A 22,512-nucleotide genomic window follows, 5' to 3' on the forward strand; every position below is an offset into this window, starting at 1 on the left:
GTTCTCGTGCTCTCATGGAAGCCTCCCGTGAGGCCGTCCTGAGCTTTCAGTCTCCCACCGCGGGCGTGTGGGCCCCTGCGGGACGGGGCCGTGGTCGCGCCTGCGTGCCACTCCGGGAGGTCCGAGGGCGGGAGGGACCCGGCAGGGCTTGTCAGCCAGTGTCCACGCCGCCGACTGCACAGTGGGTGCGAAGACGACGTGAGCACCGAGGTACGTACGTGGTCGGGCCAGGGCGCCGGCCCCACTGCGCTCTGCAGGAGCAGCCGCTCCACCGGAGCAGGGTGTCGTGCGGCGGCCACCACAACCGCCGTGGGACCCCCTCAGGAGATCCCGACCGTGTGCCGGGCAGTCTGGTCGGCGTGAAGGGGATCACTCTCTCTTCCGATCCGGGGCAGCCGTCATGGTGCTCGTGGTGGAGTTCGGCGCCGCGCTGTTGGTGGCGGTCATGGCCGACCCGGCGCTGTTCGCGATGCTGTCCACCGATGTTCGGGTGGGCAATCGTCGGACGTACCGAGGCCCCCGCCAAGACGCGGCAGCTGCGTCGACGCCCCACCCACTTGCCGTACGGTTGCGTCACGACGGGCTGGTGGTCGTCACATCTCGTCGTCGGGCCACCCGAGCAGCCGGGCGCCGATCACCGCGGTCTGCAGGGTGTAGCGGTGGACAGGATCGCCCGGGTCAGCGCCGGTGAGCTTGCGGATGCGCTCAAGACGGTAGGTGAAGGCCCGCACGCTCAGGTTCAGTCGCCGGGCCGCCTCGGCGGCGACGCAGCCGGCGTCGAAGTACGCCGTCAGCGTCTCGACGAGGGGCCGGGCACCGCCCCGCGCGGTCAGCAGCGGACCCAGGGTGTTGTCGACCAGGTCGGCCATGGCCTGCCGGTCGCGGGTCAGGACCGGGTAGACGAGGAGGTCGGCGGCACGCAGCACCGGTTCGCGGATCTGCAGCCGGTCCGCCAGGTCGAGGGCGTTGAGGGCCTCCTCGTAGGAGTGGACGACGCCCCCGGCACCCGGATGCGGGCGGCTGATGGCGACCTGCCCGCCCTCGGTGGCCGCGTACGCCTGCTTGGCGAAGAACGCCAGTACGTCGTCCTGGTCGCCCGGCGCGATACAGATCAGCCGGCCGTCCTTGGTGGTGAGCAGGATGCGCCGCTCGCCGAACCTGCCCACCACGGCGCTCTCCACCTGCCGGGTGGCCGGGTCGGTCTCCTCGACGGGCTTGCGGCCCTGCGCGACGGCAACCGCGTGGGCGCGGGAGAGGAGCAGACCGAAACGTTCGGCCCGTTCGGACAGGCGGCCGAGGTCGCTGCGGCCGTAGAGCAGGTCATCGATGAACTCCCGCCGCATCGCCTCCTCCTGCCGTACGGCGAGTTGCTGGGCCCGTTCGTGACCTTCGGCGAAGGCGTCGATCGCCTGCTCGACGGCGGCGAGCGCGCGATGACCCGCCGCGGCGGAGAGGACCGGCCAGATGTCCCGGGCCACGGCCAGGTGCCTGCGCACGACGGCCCGGAGCCCGAAGCCGGCCTCGGCGGCGCGCTCCCCCTGCGTCCGCAAGGACTCCAGCTCGTCCCGGGTGAGGCGGCGACCCGTCGCGCACACCTCGGTCAGTGTCTCGGCGTACCCCTCCAGATACTCGTCGGGGACCTCCCGCCCTGTCACGCGTCCTCCCGTGTTCTTGGCACTCTGCCGACGCGTCTTTGACGCGGGCTGAACAAGACTGGCAGATGCGCGGCGGATCACGGGAGCGGCAGCGGACGAGCGCAGTGCCCGGGTGCGTCTCGTGCGGTGTGCTGTTGATCCACCAGAGCACTGCCCACCCGCGCCGCCTAGGATGAACCGCACAGGCCGAACCTGGGCGCTCGTCAGGCGCCCCCCGCACGCGAGTCGCCGGAGAAGACGCTCACGCCGAGAGAAGGGGTCAGCCATGGGTGCGCCACGCCTCAGCAGTACGCCGCTGCCGGGCATCGGGGTCCGCTACGACCTGACGACCCGGGAGAGCCGACGCCTGTCGGTGGTCGCGCACCGGGACGGGCAGCGGACGATCAGCGCGTACAGCAAGGACGATCCGGACGCGTGCGCCCTGTCGGTGCGGCTGACCGCGGAGGAGGCGGCCACGCTCATCGACGCGCTGATGCCGACCCATCACACGCCGAACCTGCTGTCCACCACGGACCTGGGGCTCGTGGCCGAGCGGATCGAACTGACAGGGATCTCGCGCTGGAACGGACGCCTGCTGGGCGAGACGCGGATGCGTACCGAGACCGGCGTCTCCATCGTGGCCGTGCTGCGCCGCGCCGAGGCGATCCCCTCGCCCACGCCCGACTTCCGGCTGGCCGGGGGCGACACGCTCATCGTCATCGGGACCCGCGAGGGCGTGGAGGCGGCCGCCGCGATACTCGGGCGGGAGTGACCCGCCATGCACTCCTCCGCCGTCTTCCTGATCGAGTTCGGCTGCATCATCCTGGGCCTCGGGCTGCTCGGCCGGTTCGCCGGGCGCTTCCGGTTCTCGCCGATACCGCTGTACCTGCTGGCCGGGCTCGCGTTCGGCGAGGGCGGGCTGTTGCCACTGGGCTCCAGCGAGGACTTCGTGGCCGTCGGCGCCGAGATCGGCGTCATCCTGCTGCTGCTCATGCTGGGCCTGGAGTACACCGCCAGCGATCTGGTCTCCAACCTGAAGACCCACTACCCGGCCGGTCTCGTCGACGCCCTCCTCAACGCCCTGCCCGGTGCGGCGACGGCCCTCCTGCTGGGCTGGGGGCCGGTCGCGGCCGTCGTCCTGGCCGGTGTCACCTGGGTGTCCTCCTCGGGCGTGATCGCCAAGATCCTCGGTGACCTGGGACGCCTGGGCAACCGGGAGACCCCGGCCATCCTGAGCATCCTGGTCCTGGAGGACCTCTCCATGGCGGTCTACCTGCCCATCGTCACCGCCCTGCTGGCCGGAGCGGGCCTGGCGGCGGGCAGCGTCACGCTCGCCGTCGCGCTCGGCGCGGCCGTCCTCGTGCTGGTCCTCGCGGTCCGCTACGGCCGCCACATCTCCCGCTTCGTCTCCAGCGACGACCCCGAGAAGCTGCTGCTCGTGGTGCTGGGCCTGACCCTGGTGATCGCCGGGCTGGCCCAGAGGCTGAACGTGTCCGCCGCCGTCGGTGCCTTCCTCGTCGGCATCGCCCTGTCCGGCGAGGTCGCCGACGGTGCCCACAGTCTGCTGGCACCGCTGCGGGACCTGTTCGCGGCGGTGTTCTTCGTCTTCTTCGGCCTGCACACCGACCCCGCCAGCATTCCGCCCGTCCTGCTGCCCGCCCTCGCCCTGGCCGCGGTCACGGCCGCCACGAAGATCGCCACCGGCTACTGGGCAGCAAGGCAGGCCGGTATCGCCTCCAAGGGGCGCTGGCGGGCCGGCGGGACCCTGGTCGCCCGCGGCGAGTTCTCCATCGTGATCGCCGGGCTCGCCGTCACCGCTGGAATCGAACCGGCCCTCGGCCCGCTGGCCACCGCGTACGTCCTGATCCTCGTCATCCTCGGCCCACTGACCGCCCGCTATACGGAACCCCTGGCCACCCGCCTGCTGAGCCGGCTCCGCCCGCGGGTGACCGCGGTTCCCCCGGACAGCACGCCCGACGGGACGCGGGACACGTACGAGACCCTGGACGACGCCGACACCGTCGGACACGCGTGACACCGGCACATCGTGGTCCGGTTCACGCTCAGAAGGTCCTTCCGCCCCACCGTAGGTCGGCCTGCCTCCATTCCTCCTCCCATTGGCGCATACGCCGACGGTCAAGGACGCCACGGCCGACGGCTGCGGCCCCCAGGACGGCCGACGTCGCAATGGACGCGGCGAGGACGCCCGTCGCCGTTGCCTGCAGCACTCCGGCCGAAGGGGACGGCGGCCGAGCCGTGAGCCGGCCCTGCGTGTCCGTCCAGACCATGATCCGGGTGCCGGCCCGCAGGCCGGGCTTGACCCGGGTCCGGTCCGTACGGGGTGCACCGTCGGGGCCGGTCCAGCGCACGCCGACCCACACGGGAGCGGTGCTCACCCGGCTGCTCGACCGGGGCTCGGCATTCTCCAGGAGGACGGCGGAGACCCTCTGCCGCTCAGTCCGCTGCCGCTCCAGGTGCTCCGCTGACGCGGTCCCCGCCCACACCCCCGCCAGCGCGGCGGCGACCACCGCGCACAGCCACAGGACGAGCACGAGCCAGGCTTCGACGACGTCGGTGGGCCGCTTGAGCGGATTGCGTCGCCACCGCCACCATCGCACCCTCGTACCAGGTGTTCTCGCCATCGACCGACACCCCCTGCGCCGAGAGAACCGACGGCTTCTTCTTCCAGTGTGCCTGCTCGGCTGTCGGGGGAGCGCGCCCGTCGCTACCCTCGCTGATGTGGCTGCCCGCTCGTACGGGCAGCCCGACCGATGCCAAGGGTGGCCATGGGCAGGTGGGTCAGGCCAGAGCCGAGACCGCCGACAGTGTGGAGGCGATCAGGGACACCAGGCCCGGCACTCCTCCGCACTTCTCCTTGATCTTCCCCAGCAGACTCTTGGCCACGGCTCGGCCTTCAGGGCTATCCAGGGGCTGCTCGGTCACTGTGTCCAGGAAGCCGACGCACAGGTCGTAGTCCCTGATGCTGCCCCGTTCGTTGTCCATACCCTGCCGGATCCGGCCCAGCAGTGCGGCTATGTCCTGTAACTCGTTGCGGCCGGTGCCCGAGTTGTCCTGGGTCTGGTTCGACTGGTAGGCGCCCGGCTGGTTCTGCACGTTCTGCATGGATCCGTTGTTCTGGATGCCCGAGTTGGTGCCTGAGGGCTGCTGCGGTTCCTTGCGGCTGAACATCACTTCGCTCCTCCTGCCGACTGCTGGGAGCCCACCGCTCCCGGCTGGTTCTGCACGTTGCTCATCTCGCCGGTGTTGATGACGCCGCTGTTGAGAACCACTGTGACGCGCTCCCGGTAGGCGCCGGTGTCGACGTCGTGTCCGACCAGGAAGCCGTCGACCGAGGCGAGGACCCGGCCCTGCATCATCTCGATGTAGCGGCGGGCGTCGTCGTACTGGAGCATGTCGTCCATGTGCCGGGTCGAGTACGCCTCCCGCAGGCTCACCGGCCCCGTGCCGGGATCCTGTTCGGGCTCCTGGTCGCCGGCCCTGGCCCGTTTGAACAACCGGACCACGAACCAGCCGGTGTCCACGGCGGCGAGATAGGCGGTACGCCGTTGCCAGGCCCACCCCGACGTCGACGCCTTCTTCTCCGCCTCGCGCAGGACCGGGTGGACCGGGTTGACCACGTGGGGGCGGACGACGACCCGGAGGTAGTGGTTCTCGTAGGCGAAGCCGACGAACAGCGAGGCAACCAACTCGCCGTCCCAGGAGGTCATCCGCGCGCACAGGAACCGCCGGGCGACCTTCGGCGCCCGCTGGGCGTCCGCGGCCCGCACCCCGTCGTGGGCCAGGGCGACCAGCCCCTCCCACCGGTCGGGTGTCAGCGTCTCCCAGCGCTCGGCGGAGATCGCCGCGCCCCCGAACACCTCCTGCACGCTGTCGGGATGGAAGTCGCGCAGCAGGGCGATGGGACGTTGCAGCTCACGGGCCACATGCGCGTGCAGGTCGTCCGGGGTGAACTCGACCACCCCGGCGCCCGTGTGGGCGCCGGTCAGCAGGTCCGCCACACTCGGCGGGATCCTCGGGGAACCGCTGTCGCCTTCGTCGCCCGCGTCGTCGTCCCGCGGCCTGGCGGGCATCACGTCGATACCGATCTGGGTCTCGAACCAGACCTTGCCGGCGCCGACGAAGTGGTGGCGCGCCCCCGAGCCGCGCACCTGGTTCCGGTACGGCACGACCTCCCCGTACGACGCGTCGCGGATCCGCTCCACCGCGTCCTGGAACCGGCGCGGCACCTGGGCTCCCCACGCCTCGCCCCCGTCATCGTCGAACACCGCGCGCAGGCGCCGCCGGGCAAGCATCCGGTCGATCCAGAAAGCGGCCCACAGTCCGGACAGGGCGACCAGCGGGGCGAGGTAGGCGACCGGCGTCCACGCACACAGCCCCGCGGCCCCGCAGGCCAGGGTCATGAGGATGCGACGCAGCCACAGCAGCCGCTGGGCCTGTGCGCACGCCATCAGCACTGCCTCCAGGTCGAATCCGTACGACGGTGTCGGCCGCCCGTCCGTCACCACACGGCGGCGCACCCAGCGCACGTACTCGTGGCCGACCACCACCCTCGGCTGCTTGGGTGCGGTCGGCTCGTCGTCGGTGAGGAGTCTCGCCATCGCGGTCTTCTCCCCGGAGAGGGCTTCCTTGGCCGCCTTCTCCAAGCGCCGCTGCCGCACCTTCCTGGGAGTGAGCCTCTCGCGCATCTGTCTGGCCTGCTTCCGCCGCCACTTTTCGAGGTGGTCGGCGAACTCCCGGGCCCTGTCCGGTCGCAGATGTGCGGCCGCGCAGAGTAATCGTGTGGGTTCGGTCGTCCCGGACGGGCCGCTGCCGGCCCGTCCGTCGCCATTCGTTGCCTGCCGCGGCACCGCCGGAACCTTGAGCAACGCCCCAGCACTGTCCGCGGATCTTATGGACTCCGTGTCCATGCGCCCCCGTCCCTCGGCAGGACGAACGATCGTGCCGCACCCGGCCGGGTTCTGCATACCCCACCGCTGCACCTTCCCGGACACCGGCCTGCGGGGATCTGTCGTCGCCCGGCATCAAGAAGGCATCAAGACTGCCGGAGCACGGCAATGCGCAGGCAGGCATGCCCAGTTCAAGATGGCGGTGACAGAGGCAGGGGATTCGGGGATCGCTTCGGGGGTGAGGACATGGGACACGTCGTCGGCACTGCAGTGCGGTTCCCCACCGTCCTTCTCACCTCCGCTCTGGTGGTCTTGCTCGCCTTCTGGCTGCTGGTCCTGCTGGGCCGAGCCGGCGTGCGCGACTTCGACGCCGACGCCCCGTCGTTGGCCCGATCTCTGAACGGGATGCCGGTCGCCGTCGCGGCCAGTGTCGCGATCCCCGGCGCCTGGCTGGTCAGCCTCAGCGGAATGGTGCTCGTCGCCCTGGCCGGCCTGACGGGACCTGGTGGGGCCGTGGCCCGTGTCGTGCTGCTCGTGGTGTCCGTGCTCGCCGCCTGGGCCGTGGCCCGAAGGTGCGCGGCTCCGCTTTCCAGACTGTTCCTCGACCGCGCCGGGCCGCACCGGCGGGCCGCGGCAAGCGGTGCGCCGTACGACCCCGGCAGTCCCCGCACCTGCGGCTGAGCCGTCCGCATACCTCATCGCGCCGCACCCGCTCTCGCGTCCGGCGCGCCTGCCCGCAGCCGAGCGGGCCGTCCCGCCTCGCTGTCGAGGCGTCAACTCCGCGCAGACTTCAAGGATTTCGTATGGATGCCATCACCGTGGGCTTCGGTGTGCTCATCGTCGCCTGCCTGCTCGTCGTGATCGCCGTGCTGTTCGTCGTCTCCCGGCTGTTCCGCAAGGTGGAGCAGGGCAAGGCCCTGATCGTCTCCAAGCTGCGGAAGGTCGACGTGACCTTCACCGGGCAGGTCGTGCTGCCCGTGCTGCACAAGGCCGAGGTGATGGACATCTCGGTGAAGACGATCGAGATCACCCGGGCCGGCAAGGAGGGGCTGATCTGCCGGGACAACATCCGCGCCGACATCCGGATCTCGTTCTTCGTGAAGGTGAACAAGACCGTCGAGGACGTCATCAAGGTCGCCCAGGCCGTCGGCACGGCGCGGGCGAGCGACCAGAGAACGCTGCAGGAGCTGTTCCACGCGAAGTTCTCCGAGGCGCTGAAGACGGTCGGCAAGCAGATGGACTTCACCGACCTCTACACCAAGCGCGAGGAGCTGCGGTACCAGATCATCGAGCTGATCGGCGTCGACCTCAACGGCTACCACCTGGAGGACGCGGCGATCGACTACCTGGAGCAGACGCCCCTGACGCAGCTCGACCCGGCCAACGTCCTGGACGCGCAGGGCATCCGGAAGATCACCGAGCTGACGGCCGTGGAGCATGTTCGCACCAACGAGGCCCAGCGCACCGAGGAGAAGGAGATCACCCGGCAGAACGTCGACGCCCGGGAGGCCATCCTGGAGCTGGAGCGCCGGCAGGCGGACGCCGAGATCAAGCAGCGGCGGGAAATCGAGACCGTACGGGCGCGTGAGGAGGCGGAGACGGCCCGGGTGGTGGAGGAGGAGCGGCTGCGGGCGCAGTCGGCGTTCCTCAAGACCGAGGAGCAGCTCGGGGTGCAGCGGGAGAACCAGGCCCGTGAGGTCGCCGTCGCGCAGAAGAACCGTGAGCGGGTCATCGCCATCGAGAACGAGCGTATCGAGAAGGACCGGCTCCTCGAGGTCATCGCCCGGGAGCGCGAGACCCAGCTGACGCAGATCGCCGCCTCGAAGGAGGTCGAGGGCGAGAAGCGGGAGATCGCCGAGGTCACCCGGGAGCGGGTCGCGGTGGACCGTACGGTCGCCGAGCAGGAGGAGGCCATCAAGAAGCTGCGTGCGGTCGAGGAGGCCGAGCGCGGTCGGCAGGCTGTGATCATCGCCGCCGAGGCGGAGGCGCAGGAGAAGCTGGTCAAGGACATCAAGGCCGCGGAGGCCGCCGAGCAGGCCGCCGTCCACCGCGCAGCCGAGGAACTCACCCTCGCCGAGGCCCGGTTGAAGAGCGCCGAACTCGACGCCCAGGCCAAGCTGCGGATCGCCGAGGGCGTCCAGGCCGAGGCCGCCGCAGAAGGGCTCGCGGCCGTCCGGGTCCGGGACAAGGAGGCCGAGGTTATCGAGAAGGCTGGCCGGGCTGAGGCCGAGGCGGCCCAGGCGCGGATGCGGGCCGAGGCGGAGGGCGCCCGGGCGAAGGCGCTCGCCGAGGCCGAGGGCATCGGGGAGAAGCTGAAGGCGGAGGCGGCCGGTCTGACGGAGAAGGCGGCGGCGATGGCCGCGCTCGACGAGGCGTCCCGCGGCCACGAGGAGTACCGCCTGCGGCTCCAGGCGGAGAAGGAGATCCGGCTGGCCGGACTCGACGTGCAGAAGCACGTCGCCGAGGCACAGGCCACGGTGCTCGCCACGGGTCTGGAGAACGCCGACATCAACATCGTCGGCGGGGAGTCCGTCTTCTTCGACCGCCTTGTCTCCTCGATCGCGCTCGGCAGGAGCGTCGACGGGTTCGTCCAGCACTCCGAGACCGCCCAGGCGCTCGCGCGGCCCTGGCTGGACGGTACGTCGAGCTTCACCGACGACCTCGGCCGCGTCCTCGGATCGGTCTCCACGGCCGACGTGCAGAACCTGACCGTCTCCGCCCTGCTGATGAAGCTGATGCAGACGGGCGGAGCCGACTCCGGCGCTCTGGAGCAGCTGCTCAGCAGGGCCGGCGAACTGGGCGTCGCCGACACCTCGCTCGCCGCGCTGAACGGCAGCGCCAGGGTCTGACAGGCCGCGGTCCGGAGCTGCCGCACAGGGGACGGCAGCTCCGGACCGCATTTTCTCCTTCCGACTTCCTGAGAGGGATCCCATGACCACCGGCCTGGACACCGGCACGTACGAGGTGCTGCGCGACCGCCTCACCGCGCAGGCCGCGGAACTCGCCCGCCGCGCCGAGGAGCTGAACGCCCGCCGCACCGAGGAGTTCGGCTCCACGCGGCTGGAACTCGCCGGCACCGAGCGGCTGCGCACCGAGCAGACTTGCGTACCTCGGGACATCGTGTCCGTGGGCCACGTCCTGCTCTTCGGCCACAACGTATTCCTCGGCCGGGGGCCGGAGACGACCGTGGGTGACATCTTCGCGCTGCACGACCGGGACCTGAACCGGCTGCCCGACGACGCCGTGCCCGGCCTGCTGGACGACCCCGCCTTCGTCCGTGAGTTCACCGCCCTCTACCGCTACTACCGGCAGGCCCACCTCCTCCAGCTCCGCCGTGTCGACGGCAGGCTGCTGGCCGTCTTCCAGACCGGCGAGCAGGCCGGCGACATCCGCGTCCTGCGCTGGGCCGTGACCGACGACGGCCAGGTGTCCTTCCTGGACGGGCGGGGCGAGCGCGACCACGTCTTCCCGTCCGCCCACGACTTCGCGTGGACGCCGACGTCCCGTGAGGACCATGTCCTCGGCCGCCACCCGCACGTCTCCGTCGAGGGCGAGGTCTTCGTCGAGACCGTCGGCGGCACCCTCACCGTCAAGGTCGAGAACAACACGGAGACCGGCGAGGGCGTCCACTCCGAGCCCGTCGACGAGCCCCTGCAGTCCCTCGCCGACGCGGACATCGCGTACGCGCGCGTGGGCGCCCTGATCCTGCTGCGTATCCGCCCCTACAACGAGGACACCGACCGCCACCTGGTGTTCAACACGCTCAGCAGGTCGGTCGTCCGCATGGACGGCATCGGGCAGGGGTGCCGCCGGCTGCCGGAGGACCAGGGCATCGTCTTTCCCGGCGGCTACTGCCTGGCCGCAGGCACGCACAAGACGTTCGAAGGTGTCGACTCCAAGGGGCTGGAGTTCGAGCGGGCGGTCCGCTCGCCCAACGGCGAGGACGTGCTGTTCGCCTTCCACGCGCGCGTGGAGGGACGCAGCCTGCTGCTGCCGTACAACATGATCAGCAAGGAGGTCGCCACCCCGCTGTCCTGCCACGGCTGGGCCCTGTTCGACGACGGCGCGCTCGTCGTCCTGCGTGCCGACAGCGACGAGCCGCAACGCGTGCACCCCGTCCAGCTGTGGGACTCCCCGTACGTCTCCGACACCCATGCCGCCGCCAGGCCCGTCGGTACCGGCCCGCTCGCCCGCGTCGGCAACGCCGACCTCGTGCGCGGCATCTCCGACTGCCTGTCCATCACGCGCGCCGTCACCGAGACCACCCCGACGAGGGAGATGTACGAGGCTCTGGCCGCCGCGTGCGTCCGGGCGGGGGACTCCTACCATTGGCTGGGCGAGCCCGCACTCGGCGATCTGCACGAGCCGCTCACCCAGGTGCGCGCCACCGCGGAGCAGGTCCTGGCCGAGTTCGAGACCGTCCAGGCCCTCACCCGCCAGGCCGCGGAGACGCTGGCGGAGGCGGCGGCGAGGGTCGACGCAGTCGTACGACGTCTGCGGGGCGAAGCACCCCGCAGCACCGCCGCCTGGGTCACCGGACTGACCGAACTGAGGCACGCCCAGGGGCACCTGCTCACCCTCAAGGACATGCGGTACGCCGACGCCTCCCGCATCGACGAACTCGCCGCCGACGCCGCGGCCGACCTCGCCACCTTCGGGCAGCGGGCCGTCGCCCACCTCGCCCGCGAGGACGCCTTCATCGGCCACCAGACCGACATCGAGCAGCTCGTCGCCGACGCGGAGGCGATCACCACCGTCGCCGAGACCGCTCCCGTCGCCGCCCGCCTCGACGAACTCGCCGACGGACTGCGCACGGTCACCGAGGTCGTCACCGGTCTCGACATCGGCGACGCCACCGTCCGTACGTCCATCCTGGAGCGCATCGCCGGGGTCCTCGGCGGCGTCAACCGGGCCCGCGCCCTCCTCGACGGCGGTCGCCGCGTGCTCCTGGACCGTGAGGGACGGGCCGAGTTCGCCGCCGAGTTCGCCCTGCTGGGTCAGGCGGTCACCGGCGCGCTCGCCGTCGCGGACAGCCCCGAGGCGTGCGAGGAGCAGCTCGCCCGCGTCCTCGTACAGGTGGAGAACCTGGAGTCCCGGTTCGCGGAGTTCGACGACTTTCTCGGCGACCTCGCCGACAAACGCGACGAGGTCCACGAGGCGTTCTCCGCCCGCAGGCAGACCCTCGCCGACGCCCGCGCCCGCCGCGCCGAACGCCTCTCCGAGTCGGCGTCCCGAATCCTGCGGACCGTCGCCCGCCGCGGAGGCACGCTCGCCGACGCGGACGCCGTCACCACGTACTTCACCTCCGACCCCCTCGTCGTGAAGGTCCGCCGCATCGCCGACGAGCTGCGCGAACTCGGCGACCAAGTCAGGGCGGAGAATCTCGACGCCCGCCTCAAGGCCGCCCGTCAGGAGGCCCTGAGGTCCTTGCGCGACCGTACCGACCTGTACACCGACGACGGTCGCACCCTGCGTCTGGGCACCCACCGCTTCGCCGTCAACAGCCAGCCCCTCGACCTCACCCTCGTCCCGCATGGCGACGGTCTTGCCTTCGCCCTCACCGGCACCGACTACCGCTCCCCCGTGACCGATCCCGACTTCGCCGCGACCCGCCCGTACTGGGACCGGAACCTGCTGTCGGAGTCGCCGGAGGTCTACCGCGCGGAGCACCTCGCCGCCCGGCTACTGCACGACCATGGTCCGACGGCACTCGCGGACGCCGACCTGCCCGCCCTGGTCCGGCAGGCTGCGGAGGCCGCCTACGACGAGGGGTACGAGCGCGGTGTCCACGACCACGACGCGGTCCTGATCCTCACCGCCCTCCTGCGTCTGTACGAGAACGTGGGACCACTGCGTCACGAGCCCGCGGCTCGTGCCACCGCCCAGCTGTTCTGGGCCCACGGCACGACCGCCGAGGCCCGGCAGGACTGGCGGCGGCGCGCCGTCTCGCTCGCCCGCGCCCGGGACACGTTCGGCGTGACTCCCGCGATCGACGACCTGCGGGCCGAGCTGGCGGAGACGATCGGCACGGAAGCAGCGGCCGCCTATCTCTTCGAGGAGCTGACGAGCGGCCCCGACGGCTTCGTCATCAGCACCAGTGCCCGCACGCTGCTCGACAAGTTCCACCACACGGTCGGCGCGTCGGCCTACGACGACGACCTCGCCGCACTCGGCGACCTGGCCGCACGCAGGCAGCTCGTCGAGGCGTGGCTCTCCTCGTACACCGCCGCGACCGGCACGGACATCACCCCCGGCGACCTGGCCGAAGCGGTGGCCGCCGAACTCTGCCCCGGCCTGACCCGCTATGAATCCGACGCGCCGCTGACCGAGACGGTCGCAGGACTGCTCGGCGCTCATCCCCGCATCACCGACCGGTCCCTGCCCCTCCGTATCGACGAGTTCCTCGCACGCACCCACGCGTTCCGCACGCACGACGTTCCCGGTCACCACGCCTACCAGCGCCGCCGCGCAGAGTTGGTGGCCGCCGAGCAGAAGCGGCTCCACCTGGACGAGTACCGGCCGCGGATCATGTCCGCGTTCGTCCGCAGCAGGCTCATCGACGAGGTCTACCTCCCGTTGATCGGCGACAGCCTCGCCAAGCAGCTCGGTACCACCGGTGAGAGCAGGCGCACCGACACAGGCGGCCTGCTGCTGCTCATCTCCCCACCCGGCTACGGCAAGACGACCCTCATGGAGTACGTCGCCGACCGCCTCGGCATCCTCCTCGTCAAGGTCAATGGACCCGCCCTCGGCAGCACCGTCACCTCCCTCGACCCGGCCGAGGCTCCGAACGCCGCGGCCCGCCAGGAGATCGAGAAGATCAATTTCGCGCTGGAGGCAGGCACCAACACCCTCCTGTACCTGGACGACATCCAGCACACCTCTCCCGAGCTGCTGCAGAAGTTCATTCCGCTGTGCGACACCACTCGCCGCATCGAGGGCGTCCGGAACGGCGAGCCCCGCACCTACGACCTGCGCGGCAAGCGCTTCGCCGTCTGCATGGCCGGCAACCCCTACACCGAGTCCGGCGGCCGCTTCCGCATCCCCGACATGCTCGCCAACCGCGCCGACGTCTGGAACCTCGGCGACGTCCTCACCGGCAAGCAGGACGCCTTCGCGCTCAGCTTCATCGAGAACGCCCTCACCGCGAACCCGGTCCTGGCCCCGCTCGCGGGCCGCGACCGGACGGACCTGGACCTGATGATCGGGCTCGCCCAGGGCGATTCCACGGCCCGGGCCGACCGGCTCATCCACCCGTACGCGCCGGTCGAGCTGGAACGTATCCTGGCCGTCCTACGCCACTTGCTCAGAGCCCGGGACACGGTGCTGGCGGTCAACAGCGCCTACATCACGTCGCCGGCCCAGTCGGACACCACGCGAACGGAACCGCCCTTCCAGCTCCAGGGCTCCTACCGCAACATGAACAAGATCGCCCAACGCGTCCAGCCGGTCATGAACGACGCCGAACTGGCCGCGTTGATCGACGACCACTACACGGCCGAGGCCCAGACCCTCACCACCGGCGCGGAGGCCAACCTGCTGAAGCTGGCCGAACTACGCGGCACCCTCACGTCCGAGCAGGCCAGCCGCTGGGCCGACATCAAGACCGCCCACGTCCGCGCGCAGACGCTCGGCGGCCCGGAGGAGGACCAGCTCACCCGGGCGATCGCCGCCCTCGGACTCCTCGCGGACAGGATCGCCGCCGTGGAGTCCGCCATCGACCGCGCCGCCGACCCCCGCCATCTCATGGCCAACCCAACGGCCCGACACGCGGCCCGGCCGGGCGACGAGTGACGAACGTCCGACCTGAGCCGGTGCCACCACGGGAGCGGTGCCCCTGGCTGATTGCCGCGTCTCCCCTCAAGCGGTGTCCGGTGCTCCCGCCGCCCCGAGGAGTTCGTGCAGAAGATGCGAGGCCGTGATCACGCCCAGCAGTTGGGTGCCCCCTTCCCCATGACTTCCCTTCGCCGCCGTCACCGCCACGAGCGGGCTGCGCAGCCGCGCCATCAGCGCTGCCACCTCCAGCGCGGTGTCGTCCGGACCGGCGATGGGTGGCGGGGCTGCCTCGTGGGGCAGGCAGTCTCCGACCCGGCGGCCTGCCAGGGCCCGGCAGAGACGGTCGGCGTGCTTCTCGTCGACCACCGCCGCGAGTGTCGGGTCCTCGACGACATAGGAGGGCACGAGCACCTTGATCATCTGCGAGGCGGGAAGGACCGCCTTCGGCTCGCCCCGCTCGTCCACCACGAGCAGGCCCGGCAGCTTGTGCTCGGCCATCAGCCAGGCAGCCTCCAGGGCGTCGCTGTCGACGCTCACCGTTTCGTACTCGACCGCCAGGTCACGGGCGCGCATGGCGGACTCCTCGTCTGCTGGGAAGATTGCTGTACCCACCGTCTTACGTCATCGGTGAGCGAGCCAGCTCATTGACGCGAAACATACGCGGCGGCACCGGAAGAACCAGCGCGAGGGGGAGAACAGGCCAAGGCCCGGCCGGCGGGACGCCATCAGGGCTCCACACCGATGCCCTGGTCACGGGCCTGCGCGGACGCGGCGCTCCGCCGGAACCGGTCACCGAGCTGCGACCCGGCGATGAGCCCGGCCGCGAAGAGCAACAGACCGGCCTCCGCCACGGGCAGGAGGAACATCGCGTCCCCTCCGACCAGCCCGCCCCACCGTCCCAGCGGGACGATCAGCCCGCCGAGCCACATAACCAGGAGGGCCACGCCCCGGACACGGATGCCCCAGGAAGTCGTACGGCTGCGGACCCGCCGGGGCGCCCAGCCCCGCAGCGAAGCGATCGACAGAGGCAGCACGAAGGCGGACCAACCGACCACCCACACCCACAGGAACACGTCCAACACTCCCTCTTCGCAGCGGCTCGGAGACACCGCCGGCATTCATCCCCAGAGGCCCGGGCGGTCGGCAACAGCCCGGGCTCACACCCTTGCCCGTACCAACGTCAGCCGGTGATCTCAATCTTGCCGTTCGCCTCGGCGGACGCCGCGGCCTCGGACTGCGCACCGCCGGCCCGCTGCGTGATGGTCTTCAGCAGCTCGGCAAGGTCGACGCCAGTGGTGGAGCTCAGCAGCTCGACGCCCTGGGCGACGTTGTCGGCGACCGTGCGGGACAGCTGCGAGGCGCCGTCGGTGGAGATGACGGTCATCTTGTCCACAGCGCTGAGCGGCTCGGATGCCTTGGCGACGACCTGCGGGAGGACCTCGACGAGCATCTGCAGCACCGCCGCGTCACCGTACTGCGCGAACGCGTCGGCCTTCTTCCGCATGGCCTCGGCCTCGGCGGCGCCCTTCGCGCCGATCGCGGCGGCCTCCGCCTCACCCTCGATACGCACCGCTGCGGCGAGCGCCGCGCGCTGGGCCTTCTCGCCCTCACCGGTCAGCCGGGCCCGCTCGGCAGCCGCCTCGGCCTCCTTGACCAGCGCGATGCGGCGGGCCTCGGCCTCCTGCTCGGCCTGGTAGCGGGCGGCGTCGGCGGGCTTGCGCACCTTGGTGTCCAGCTCGCGGTCGGTCAGCGCGGCCTGGCGCTCGGCGACCTTCTCCTGCTCGGCGAGCACCTCCTGGCGCCGGGCCGCCTCGGCCAGCGGGCCGGCCGCAGCGGCACGGGCGGCGGCCTCGTCGGTCTCGGCCTTGATCTCCGCCTGCTTCAGCGCGAAGGTCCGCTGCGCGACGGCGATCTCCTCCTCCGCCTTCAGCCGGGCCTGCTCGGCCGCCCGCCGAGCAACGGCCTCGGCGATGTCGGCCTCCTGCTTGGCGCGGGCGGCCTCGGGACGTCCGAGGTCCTCCAGGTAGGAGCCCTCGGTGGTGATGTCCTGGATCTGGAACGCGTCCAGCACGAGACCCTGCCCGGACAGGCTCGCCTCGGCCTCCTCAGCGACCTGGCCCGCGAAGGCGGCGCGGTCACGGATGATGTCCTCGACCGACATTCGGCCGACGATGGCACGCAGGGCACCGGAAAGCACTTCCTGGGTAAAGCCGACGATGCCGTCCTGCTGCATCAGGAACCGTTGCGCGGCGGCCCGGATCGAGTCCTCGGTGCCGCCCACCTTGACGATCGCGACACCCTCGAGGTGAGCCTTCACGCCGCGCAGGGTGACCGCGCCGCGCACCGCGACCGGGATGTGCCGTGAGGACAGGTCGAGGGTGAACTTCTGCTGCACGAACGGAACGACGAACACACCGCCGCCGACCACGACCTTCTGCCCGCTGTTGTCGGTGAAGACCCGGCCGGTCTCCGGGTCGGTGGCCTGCTTGCCGCGGCGACCGGTGACGATGAACGCCTCACTCGGGCCGGCCACCTTGTAACGGGTGATGACGACCAGGCCGAGCAGGACGAGGAGTACGACGACTCCCACCACGGCGAAGACGACTGGACTCATGGCGAATTCCCCTCAGCCCTCCCAGGGGACGGCGGATCGATACGGGTTACTGGTGAAGGAACGTGCTGGAACAGACACCGGCAGGGGTGCGACGGGAGCGGCAGCGGGCTGCGGTTTCGTCAGCACTCCACGGGGCGTACGGACACCGCTGTCCGGGACAGAGTGCCCTCCACCCAGACCTCGGCCCCCCGGGCCACCGGCGCCTGACTCTTCGCGGCGAGTTTCACCGGCTGACCGGCCAGGTGAACCAGCACCTCGCCGTAGCCGTCGGCCGGAATCGCCGTGACCACGGATCCCGGGGCGCCGATCAGATCGTCGTCGCGCGGAGCCGCACCGGACCGGTCACGCAACAGCACTCGGCTCAGGTGGTACGCGAGCCAGCCTGTGGCGATGCCGGACGGCGTGCCGATCGCGGTCGCCCCGACCGCGCCCACACCCGTGGTGCCCATGGCGATGGCCCCGGAGAAGCCGAGCATGGACACGAACCCGGCGATGACCGGAAGCGAGAGCAGTCCGTCGAAGAGACCGTCCAGGACGCCGACGCCGTCGAAGAGTCCTTCGAGGACGCCGTCGAACACGAGGGACAGCGCGAGGAGCACGACTCCCCCGATGCCGAGACCAAGAAACCAGCCCACCTGCTCACACCGCCTCTCCTCCTCGTCACCGTGCCGGTGCGTGCATGTTCACATGCACGGGCACTTCTCGGCATTTCCCGTTCCCGGCAATCTTTACGTTCTCTTGATGCCGGACTCTGTAGATCACATCTCTTGCCCCGCCCCTCCGTTCACCGGGGCGGGGCGCCGTGCGTCCTTGACCAACACTGCGGCAGGCCACGGCTCTGCACGCTGCGGCTCCATCAGCGCTACGAGGCCGATCCCATCTCCGCGCTGAAGGCCACCGGGTCGTTGTCGAACCCGCGGACCATGTCGTGGAACTCCCACGCCCCGGAACCGTCCCTGGTGAACTCCGCCACCGTCCCGGCCGTGGATCCGGCGATCTGCGCGAAGTCGTCCTTCAGCAGCTCCGTGTACCCCTCGACGACCAGAACTCCGGCGTTGGACAGGTCCCCGAAGGTCTTGGGCCCGCTGTTCTGGTGGATCGCCACGCCCACGACCACGCGCGCGAAGGAGGGGGCGAGGCGGTCGAGCTCCAGAGTCATCGCCTCGACATAGCCCAAGCCCTGGCCGGTCTGGCTGTGCCGGCTCATGTTGATGGTGCCGTCCGGCGAACGGCTGTCGTAATGGACGATGTAGACCGGCCGCCCGTACGGCGCATCCGCCGCGTACGTCGCCGCAATGATGTCGAGGTGATGAGGCGGCTGACGCAAGGGACTCGGGTCCCACTTCAGCCGTACCTCGACCTTCCCCAGCCCCTTGCTGCCGCTGCTCACCGTGCTGCTGCCTCTCCCGCTGCCGAGCCATCACGGGCTGTCCCCGCATGTCAAGTATGGTTCCTTGTCGCCCCGTTGATGCCTCCGCGCTCCAGGTCGGCTGCCGTCGGCATTCGGACACATGCAGTGGACGGTGGGGGACCGGCTGTTCGAGCGGCGCAGAGCACACGCGGCACGAACCAGGGGCCGGTAGTTGTAGTCGACCACCTGCCCGGCCTGAGCGGTGAGAACGCCGGTCCGGCTTCCGTCGCCGTCAAGAAGCCGCGAGGTTCGAACACGGTTGTGCTCCCCCGGCCCGCTTAGGGTCGTCGGCGCCGCCTCGTTCGTACGACTGTCTGGAGGCCCGGCGTGCCCGAAGCCGCACACGACGCCGATCCCGGTTCCGTACCGGCCCTGCCGAGGCCCGCCCCGGTCGTCGGGCGGCGCACCGTGTTGTTCGTCGGCGGCGCCCCGGTGACCGCAGTCGTGGTCGCCTACGACGACTCCGAGGGCTGGTACGACCACGTCACCTCGAAGGTCCTCAACGGCTCCAGGGACTCCACCCTCGGCCGGCCCGTCCGCCGCGGGCGGCTACGCGGACCGCTGCGGACCCGGCACCCGGCAGCCGCTGCCGGTCATCTCCCCCTACAGCAGGGGGAACCCGGTCGACCACACCGCAACCGAGCAGGCGTCGATCACGAAGTTCATCGAGAACAACCGGGGCACCGGCCGTATCTGTGACGCCTCCTTCGACCAGCAGGCGGGCAGCCTGAGGGGCCTGTTCGACTTCAAGCACCCCAACAACAAGCAGGTGCTGCTGAACGCGGACGGCTCGGTCAAGTCCGTGAAGCCGATCCCGCACCACCACTCGGGCCGAGAACGTCACCGACGCGAGCTCCACCTCGCCGACCCTGCCGATCACCGTCGGCTCCGGTCTGCTGACCGCCGGCACGATGACCACCGTGTTCGCGCTGCGCCGCCGCAGGGCGCGTGCGGGGACGCCGACGGCGGCCGTGTAGGTGCCGGCCTCTCTCCGAGGAGCCCCGACGGTCCCGGCCAGGTACAGGCCGGGACCGTCTTGTGTTGCTCGCCCTACTCGTCGGCGATCCAGTGCTCGAATGCCGCCAGGTGCCGCTCGGAGGCGGCGAGCAGGTTGGTGTACACCTGGTGCGCGTCCGGGGCGGTGAGTCCGGACAGCGCCTTGGTCAGCACGGCGATGTCGTCGGTCTCGACCATGCGGCCTGCACCCGGCTGCTGAAGCAGAGCGAGGACAGCCTGGCCGGAGCCCTGGCAGCAGCCTTCTGAGCGGCCGTCAGGGTGCCCCGCTCGGCTGGGGCGGCTCCGTTGCAGGTTGCGTCGTACTGCCGGATGCCGTCCGTGGGGCCGCCTTGGTGGCGGGCCTGGTGCTGAGCGTCCGTCGGCACACTCTGGGCCGTGGTCCGCGCGGCCACCGACGCGGCACCGCCCGTGCCCGCGGTCGCCGGGCCGACGGCCAGCACTCCGCCGATGGCGAGCACGCCGGCGGTGACTGCCGTGGCGATCTTGATGTTGCGCTTCATGCCGAACCTCCTTCGGGTCCGCAGGAGTGTCCTTGCGTTCCTGCACCGTCACCGTCGCGCCGGACCCTGCAGTCGCCGTGCGCTGCGTGTGGAGACGGGATGGAGACGACCGCCGGGCGGGTTGGGGCTGTTCGGCCCCTCCCGGGAGCGGGCGCGCGGCACGTAGACGTGGGACATGACCGCCACCGTGCTCGTCGTCGAGGACGAGAAGGAGATCCGCGAGTTGCTCCGCCGCTACCTGGAGCGCGCCGGGTACGGGGTGCTGACGACCGCGTCGGGTGCCGAGGCCGTACGGCTGCTCGGTGAGCCGGGGATCGATCTGGCGCTGCTGGATCTCGGGCTGCCGGACGTGGACGGGGACGAGGTGCTGCGCGAGGCTCGTGAGCGCGGGCGGGTGCCGGTGGTGGTGCTGACCGCGCGTACGACCGTCGAGGACCGCATCCACGGACTGCGGCTTCGCGCCGACGACTACAAGCCGTTCAGCCCCACCGAGGTGGTGCTCAGGGTGGGCGCGGTGCTGCAGCGGTCACGGGGGACGGCGACGGGCGCGGCACCGGTTCTGTCTTACGGCGAGGGGCGACTGCGGATAGACGAGGCCCGGCACGAGGTGGTGCTGGACGGGGTGCCGGTGGAGCTGACGCCCACCGAGTGGGGTCTGCTGACCACGCTCGCGTCGGTGCCGGGCCGGGTGTACTCGCGCTATGAGCTGGTCAACCGGGTCCGCGGCTATGAGTTCGCCGGCTACGAGCGGACGATCGACTCGCATGTGAAGAATCTGCGGCACAAGTTCGGGGTCGTCGGCCCCGAACTCGTGGAGACGGTGCTGGGCATGGGCTATCGGCTGGGGTGGTCTCGTGACCCCTGAGCCGCGTTCGCCACGCGGCGGCGTGTGGCCGCCCGGCGGGCTCGGCCCGCTCGGGCGACGCGGCGGAGTCGGCCCGGGTGTCCCTGCACCTGGCCGAGGTGGATCTGACCGCTCTGGCCGAGGCAGCCGCGGCCGAGCGGGAGCCCGAACTGCGCACCGCCGGACTGACCGTGCGCACTGTCCCAAGCCCCGTTCCCCTGATGGTCCGCGCGGACGCGGACCGGCTGCATCATGCCCTGGGCAATCTGCTCAGCAACACCGCCCGCCACTGCCGTCCCGCCGACACCGTCACTGTCACCACGTCTGCCACGCCTTCCGAAGCGCGCGTGGAGGTGGCGGACACCGGCCCCGGCATTCCCACCGACGAGCCGCCGCATGTCTTCGACCGTCTGTGGCGCGGCGCCCGCGCTCGCGCCACGGGCGGCAGCGGCATCGGTCTGACCGTCGTCAAGGAGCTGGTCACCGCCCACGGCGGCACAGTCACCGCGGCCTCCGAGCCGGGCGGCGGAACGCGGATGACGCTCCGGCTGCCCAGGCCCGCACCGCAGGGATCACGACTCGGTCCGGGCTCCGTCACCGAGCCGCGAGTTGCCTCCCGGGGCAAATACCCCCAGGGGTATTTGACGCTCACCTCGGGACCGCCGTACTCTCACCAGAGAGATACCCCCGGGGGTAATTGAGGAGGCAACGAAGTGGCTCGTGAAGTGGCACAGGAAGCGTTCGCGGCGGCCTGGGCCGACGGCGCACTCGTCATCGACGTACGGGAGGCGGACGAGTACGCGGCCGGGCACGTCCCCGGCGCGCGCCTGATGCCGCTGCGCACCGTGCCCGTCCGGTGCGGTGAACTTCCCGCCGACCGGCCAGTGTTCGTGATCTGCGCCAGTGGCGACCGCAGCAGGACCGCCGCCGACTGGATGACCTCCCGCGGCGTCGACGCCTACTCCGTGGCGGGCGGCACCGGCGCCTGGGCCCGCGGCGGGCGTCCCGTCGCGGCCGGTTCCCACGAGCACGCCGCCTGACCCCCGGTCCGCCCCCGCACACGCTGCCAGCTGGAAAGGAGTACCACCTTGGCCGCCATCCCTTCCCCCACCGACGCCCCGATCTCCGGTCGCCACCGCGTCGCCGTCATCGGCGGCGGCAGTGCCGGCGTCAGCGTCGCCGCCCGCCTGCGCCGCGCCGGCGTGACCGACATCACCCTGATCGAACCCTCCGACACCCACTGGTACCAGCCGCTGTGGACCCTCGTCGGAGGCGGCCAGGCCCCCCTGCGCTCGACCCACCGTCCCGAGGGGTCCGTAATCCCCGACGGCGTGCGCTGGATCCGCCAACGCGCCCTGGCCGTCGACCCCAAGGCCCGCACGGTGACCCTGTCCGGCGGCACGAACTCACCTACGAGCACCTGGTCATGGCGCCGGGTCTCCAGCTCGACTGGGACGGTGTGCCGGGCCTGGCCGAGGCCGTCGGGCACGACGGGGTGAGCAGCAACTACGCGCCCGAGTACGCCCCGCGCACCTGGGAGCTGATCCGGCGGACGCGCTCGGGCACGGCCGTCTTCACCCATCCGGCGACCCCGCTGAAGTGCGGTGGCGCACCGCAGAAGATCGCCTACCTGGCCGCCGACCACTGGCGCCGGCAAAGGGTCCTCGACGACATCCGGATCGTCCTCGTCGTCCCCGATCCGGCGCTGTTCAAAGTGCCCGCCTGGTCGCGGGTGCTGGAGAAGGTGGCAGGCCGGTACGGCATCGAGGTGCGGCTGCGCTCGGAGATGACCGCCGTCGACGGGGACGG

General features: G+C 71.1%; 19 protein-coding genes and 2 pseudogenes. 10 read left to right on the forward strand and 11 right to left on the reverse strand.

From position 1 onward, the window contains the following. Positions 1 to 593: 593 nt before the first annotated feature. Positions 594 to 1,655 (reverse strand): PucR family transcriptional regulator, encoded by a 1,062-nt coding sequence (locus ACIRF9_RS43255; RefSeq protein WP_403834343.1) that lies wholly within the window; start codon positions 1,653 to 1,655, stop codon positions 594 to 596. Positions 1,656 to 1,920: 265 nt separating this feature from the next. Here ACIRF9_RS43255 and ACIRF9_RS43260 point away from each other — a divergent pair, with 265 nt between their 5' ends. Together ACIRF9_RS43260 and ACIRF9_RS43265 are read left to right on the forward strand one after the other, a co-directional pair. Further along, complete coding sequence (locus tag ACIRF9_RS43260) at positions 1,921 to 2,406, forward strand: cation:proton antiporter regulatory subunit (RefSeq protein WP_403834344.1); 486 nt, start codon at positions 1,921 to 1,923, stop codon at positions 2,404 to 2,406. 6 nt (positions 2,407 to 2,412) lie between these two features. Next, positions 2,413 to 3,669 carry a cation:proton antiporter gene (locus ACIRF9_RS43265; protein WP_403834346.1) on the forward strand — a complete coding sequence of 419 codons (1,257 nt, stop codon included), beginning with the start codon at positions 2,413 to 2,415 and terminating at the stop codon, positions 3,667 to 3,669. Between the two features lie 28 nt (positions 3,670 to 3,697). On the opposite strand, the gene ACIRF9_RS43270 is transcribed toward ACIRF9_RS43265, so the two are convergent. The 3 genes from ACIRF9_RS43270 to ACIRF9_RS43280 form a co-directional block, all read right to left on the reverse strand. Beyond that, the gene (locus ACIRF9_RS43270; protein WP_403834348.1) at positions 3,698 to 4,276 is read right to left on the reverse strand and encodes a hypothetical protein; all 579 of its coding nucleotides are present in this window, start codon (positions 4,274 to 4,276) and stop codon (positions 3,698 to 3,700) included. Between the two features lie 157 nt (positions 4,277 to 4,433). Beyond that, the gene (locus ACIRF9_RS43275; protein ID WP_403834351.1) at positions 4,434 to 4,823 is read right to left on the reverse strand and encodes a hypothetical protein; all 390 of its coding nucleotides are present in this window, start codon (positions 4,821 to 4,823) and stop codon (positions 4,434 to 4,436) included. Then, positions 4,823 to 6,340 carry a hypothetical protein gene (locus ACIRF9_RS43280; RefSeq protein ID WP_403834354.1) on the reverse strand — a complete coding sequence of 506 codons (1,518 nt, stop codon included), beginning with the start codon at positions 6,338 to 6,340 and terminating at the stop codon, positions 4,823 to 4,825. The genes ACIRF9_RS43275 and ACIRF9_RS43280 overlap by 1 nt, the downstream gene beginning before the upstream one ends. A gap of 447 nt (positions 6,341 to 6,787) precedes the next feature. On the opposite strand from ACIRF9_RS43280, the gene ACIRF9_RS43285 reads away from it, so the two are divergent. From ACIRF9_RS43285 to ACIRF9_RS43295, 3 genes are all read left to right on the forward strand, one after another. Next, a complete protein-coding gene (locus tag ACIRF9_RS43285; protein WP_403834356.1) occupies positions 6,788 to 7,222 on the forward strand; it encodes a hypothetical protein in 435 nt (144 codons plus the stop codon). A gap of 122 nt (positions 7,223 to 7,344) precedes the next feature. After that, the gene (locus tag ACIRF9_RS43290; RefSeq protein ID WP_403834358.1) at positions 7,345 to 9,390 is read left to right on the forward strand and encodes an SPFH domain-containing protein; all 2,046 of its coding nucleotides are present in this window, start codon (positions 7,345 to 7,347) and stop codon (positions 9,388 to 9,390) included. Between the two features lie 82 nt (positions 9,391 to 9,472). Continuing rightward, positions 9,473 to 14,335: a DNA repair ATPase gene (locus ACIRF9_RS43295; protein WP_403834361.1), complete on the forward strand. Its 4,863-nt coding sequence runs from the start codon at positions 9,473 to 9,475 to the stop codon at positions 14,333 to 14,335. 66 nt (positions 14,336 to 14,401) lie between these two features. Here the strand turns inward: ACIRF9_RS43295 and ACIRF9_RS43300 are convergent, their stop codons facing one another. The 5 genes from ACIRF9_RS43300 to ACIRF9_RS43320 form a co-directional block, all read right to left on the reverse strand. Beyond that, a complete protein-coding gene (locus ACIRF9_RS43300; protein WP_403834364.1) occupies positions 14,402 to 14,890 on the reverse strand; it encodes a CBS domain-containing protein in 489 nt (162 codons plus the stop codon). Positions 14,891 to 15,042: 152 nt separating this feature from the next. Beyond that, positions 15,043 to 15,390, reverse strand: coding sequence for a hypothetical protein (locus ACIRF9_RS43305; RefSeq protein WP_403834366.1), 348 nt, complete (start codon positions 15,388 to 15,390; stop codon positions 15,043 to 15,045). 107 nt (positions 15,391 to 15,497) lie between these two features. After that, on the reverse strand, positions 15,498 to 16,931 hold the full coding sequence (locus ACIRF9_RS43310) for an SPFH domain-containing protein (protein WP_403834369.1): 1,434 nt from the start codon (positions 16,929 to 16,931) through the stop codon (positions 15,498 to 15,500). A 119-nt stretch (positions 16,932 to 17,050) separates the two neighbouring features. Beyond that, positions 17,051 to 17,566, reverse strand: coding sequence for a hypothetical protein (locus ACIRF9_RS43315; RefSeq protein ID WP_403834371.1), 516 nt, complete (start codon positions 17,564 to 17,566; stop codon positions 17,051 to 17,053). Positions 17,567 to 17,793: 227 nt separating this feature from the next. Beyond that, positions 17,794 to 18,321 (reverse strand): TerD family protein, encoded by a 528-nt coding sequence (locus tag ACIRF9_RS43320; protein WP_403834374.1) that lies wholly within the window; start codon positions 18,319 to 18,321, stop codon positions 17,794 to 17,796. 456 nt (positions 18,322 to 18,777) lie between these two features. On the opposite strand from ACIRF9_RS43320, the pseudogene ACIRF9_RS43325 reads away from it, so the two are divergent. Further along, positions 18,778 to 19,319, forward strand: a pseudogene (locus ACIRF9_RS43325) (alkaline phosphatase family protein); the annotation flags it as partial. Between the two features lie 73 nt (positions 19,320 to 19,392). Here ACIRF9_RS43325 and ACIRF9_RS43330 read toward each other — a convergent pair. After that, the gene (locus ACIRF9_RS43330; RefSeq protein WP_403834376.1) at positions 19,393 to 19,536 is read right to left on the reverse strand and encodes a hypothetical protein; all 144 of its coding nucleotides are present in this window, start codon (positions 19,534 to 19,536) and stop codon (positions 19,393 to 19,395) included. Then, entirely contained in the window at positions 19,506 to 19,859 is a 354-nt protein-coding gene (locus ACIRF9_RS43335; RefSeq protein WP_403834378.1) for a hypothetical protein, read from the reverse strand. Before ACIRF9_RS43335 ends, ACIRF9_RS43330 begins: the two co-directional genes overlap by 31 nt. A gap of 175 nt (positions 19,860 to 20,034) precedes the next feature. Between ACIRF9_RS43335 and ACIRF9_RS43340 the strand changes: the two genes are divergently transcribed. The 4 genes and pseudogenes from ACIRF9_RS43340 to ACIRF9_RS43355 all read left to right on the forward strand — a co-directional run. After that, positions 20,035 to 20,724: a response regulator transcription factor gene (locus ACIRF9_RS43340; RefSeq protein ID WP_403834381.1), complete on the forward strand. Its 690-nt coding sequence runs from the start codon at positions 20,035 to 20,037 to the stop codon at positions 20,722 to 20,724. Between the two features lie 77 nt (positions 20,725 to 20,801). After that, complete coding sequence (locus ACIRF9_RS43345) at positions 20,802 to 21,404, forward strand: sensor histidine kinase (protein WP_403834383.1); 603 nt, start codon at positions 20,802 to 20,804, stop codon at positions 21,402 to 21,404. A gap of 12 nt (positions 21,405 to 21,416) precedes the next feature. Beyond that, entirely contained in the window at positions 21,417 to 21,743 is a 327-nt protein-coding gene (locus ACIRF9_RS43350; protein ID WP_403834385.1) for a rhodanese-like domain-containing protein, read from the forward strand. Between the two features lie 48 nt (positions 21,744 to 21,791). Then, a pseudogene (locus tag ACIRF9_RS43355) lies at positions 21,792 to 22,512 on the forward strand (FAD-dependent oxidoreductase); the annotation flags it as partial.

The sequence above is a fragment of the Streptomyces sp. NPDC096132 genome (genome assembly GCF_044763345.1).
In the GTDB taxonomy this organism is placed as follows: domain Bacteria; phylum Actinomycetota; class Actinomycetes; order Streptomycetales; family Streptomycetaceae; genus Streptomyces.

Coding starts and splice junctions, on each gene's coding strand:
- ACIRF9_RS43310 (WP_403834369.1), bottom strand. CDS start 16,931: ATGAGTCCAGTCGTCTTCGCCGTGGTGGGAGTCGTCGTACTCCTCGTC.
- ACIRF9_RS43270 (WP_403834348.1), bottom strand. CDS start 4,276: ATGGCGAGAACACCTGGTACGAGGGTGCGATGGTGGCGGTGGCGACGC.
- ACIRF9_RS43300 (WP_403834364.1), bottom strand. CDS start 14,890: ATGCGCGCCCGTGACCTGGCGGTCGAGTACGAAACGGTGAGCGTCGAC.
- ACIRF9_RS43280 (WP_403834354.1), bottom strand. CDS start 6,340: ATGCGCGAGAGGCTCACTCCCAGGAAGGTGCGGCAGCGGCGCTTGGAG.
- ACIRF9_RS43335 (WP_403834378.1), bottom strand. CDS start 19,859: ATGAAGCGCAACATCAAGATCGCCACGGCAGTCACCGCCGGCGTGCTC.
- ACIRF9_RS43265 (WP_403834346.1), top strand. CDS start 2,413: ATGCACTCCTCCGCCGTCTTCCTGATCGAGTTCGGCTGCATCATCCTG.
- ACIRF9_RS43295 (WP_403834361.1), top strand. CDS start 9,473: ATGACCACCGGCCTGGACACCGGCACGTACGAGGTGCTGCGCGACCGC.
- ACIRF9_RS43330 (WP_403834376.1), bottom strand. CDS start 19,536: ATGGTCGAGACCGACGACATCGCCGTGCTGACCAAGGCGCTGTCCGGA.
- ACIRF9_RS43260 (WP_403834344.1), top strand. CDS start 1,921: ATGGGTGCGCCACGCCTCAGCAGTACGCCGCTGCCGGGCATCGGGGTC.
- ACIRF9_RS43340 (WP_403834381.1), top strand. CDS start 20,035: ATGACCGCCACCGTGCTCGTCGTCGAGGACGAGAAGGAGATCCGCGAG.
- ACIRF9_RS43285 (WP_403834356.1), top strand. CDS start 6,788: ATGGGACACGTCGTCGGCACTGCAGTGCGGTTCCCCACCGTCCTTCTC.
- ACIRF9_RS43290 (WP_403834358.1), top strand. CDS start 7,345: ATGGATGCCATCACCGTGGGCTTCGGTGTGCTCATCGTCGCCTGCCTG.
- ACIRF9_RS43275 (WP_403834351.1), bottom strand. CDS start 4,823: ATGTTCAGCCGCAAGGAACCGCAGCAGCCCTCAGGCACCAACTCGGGC.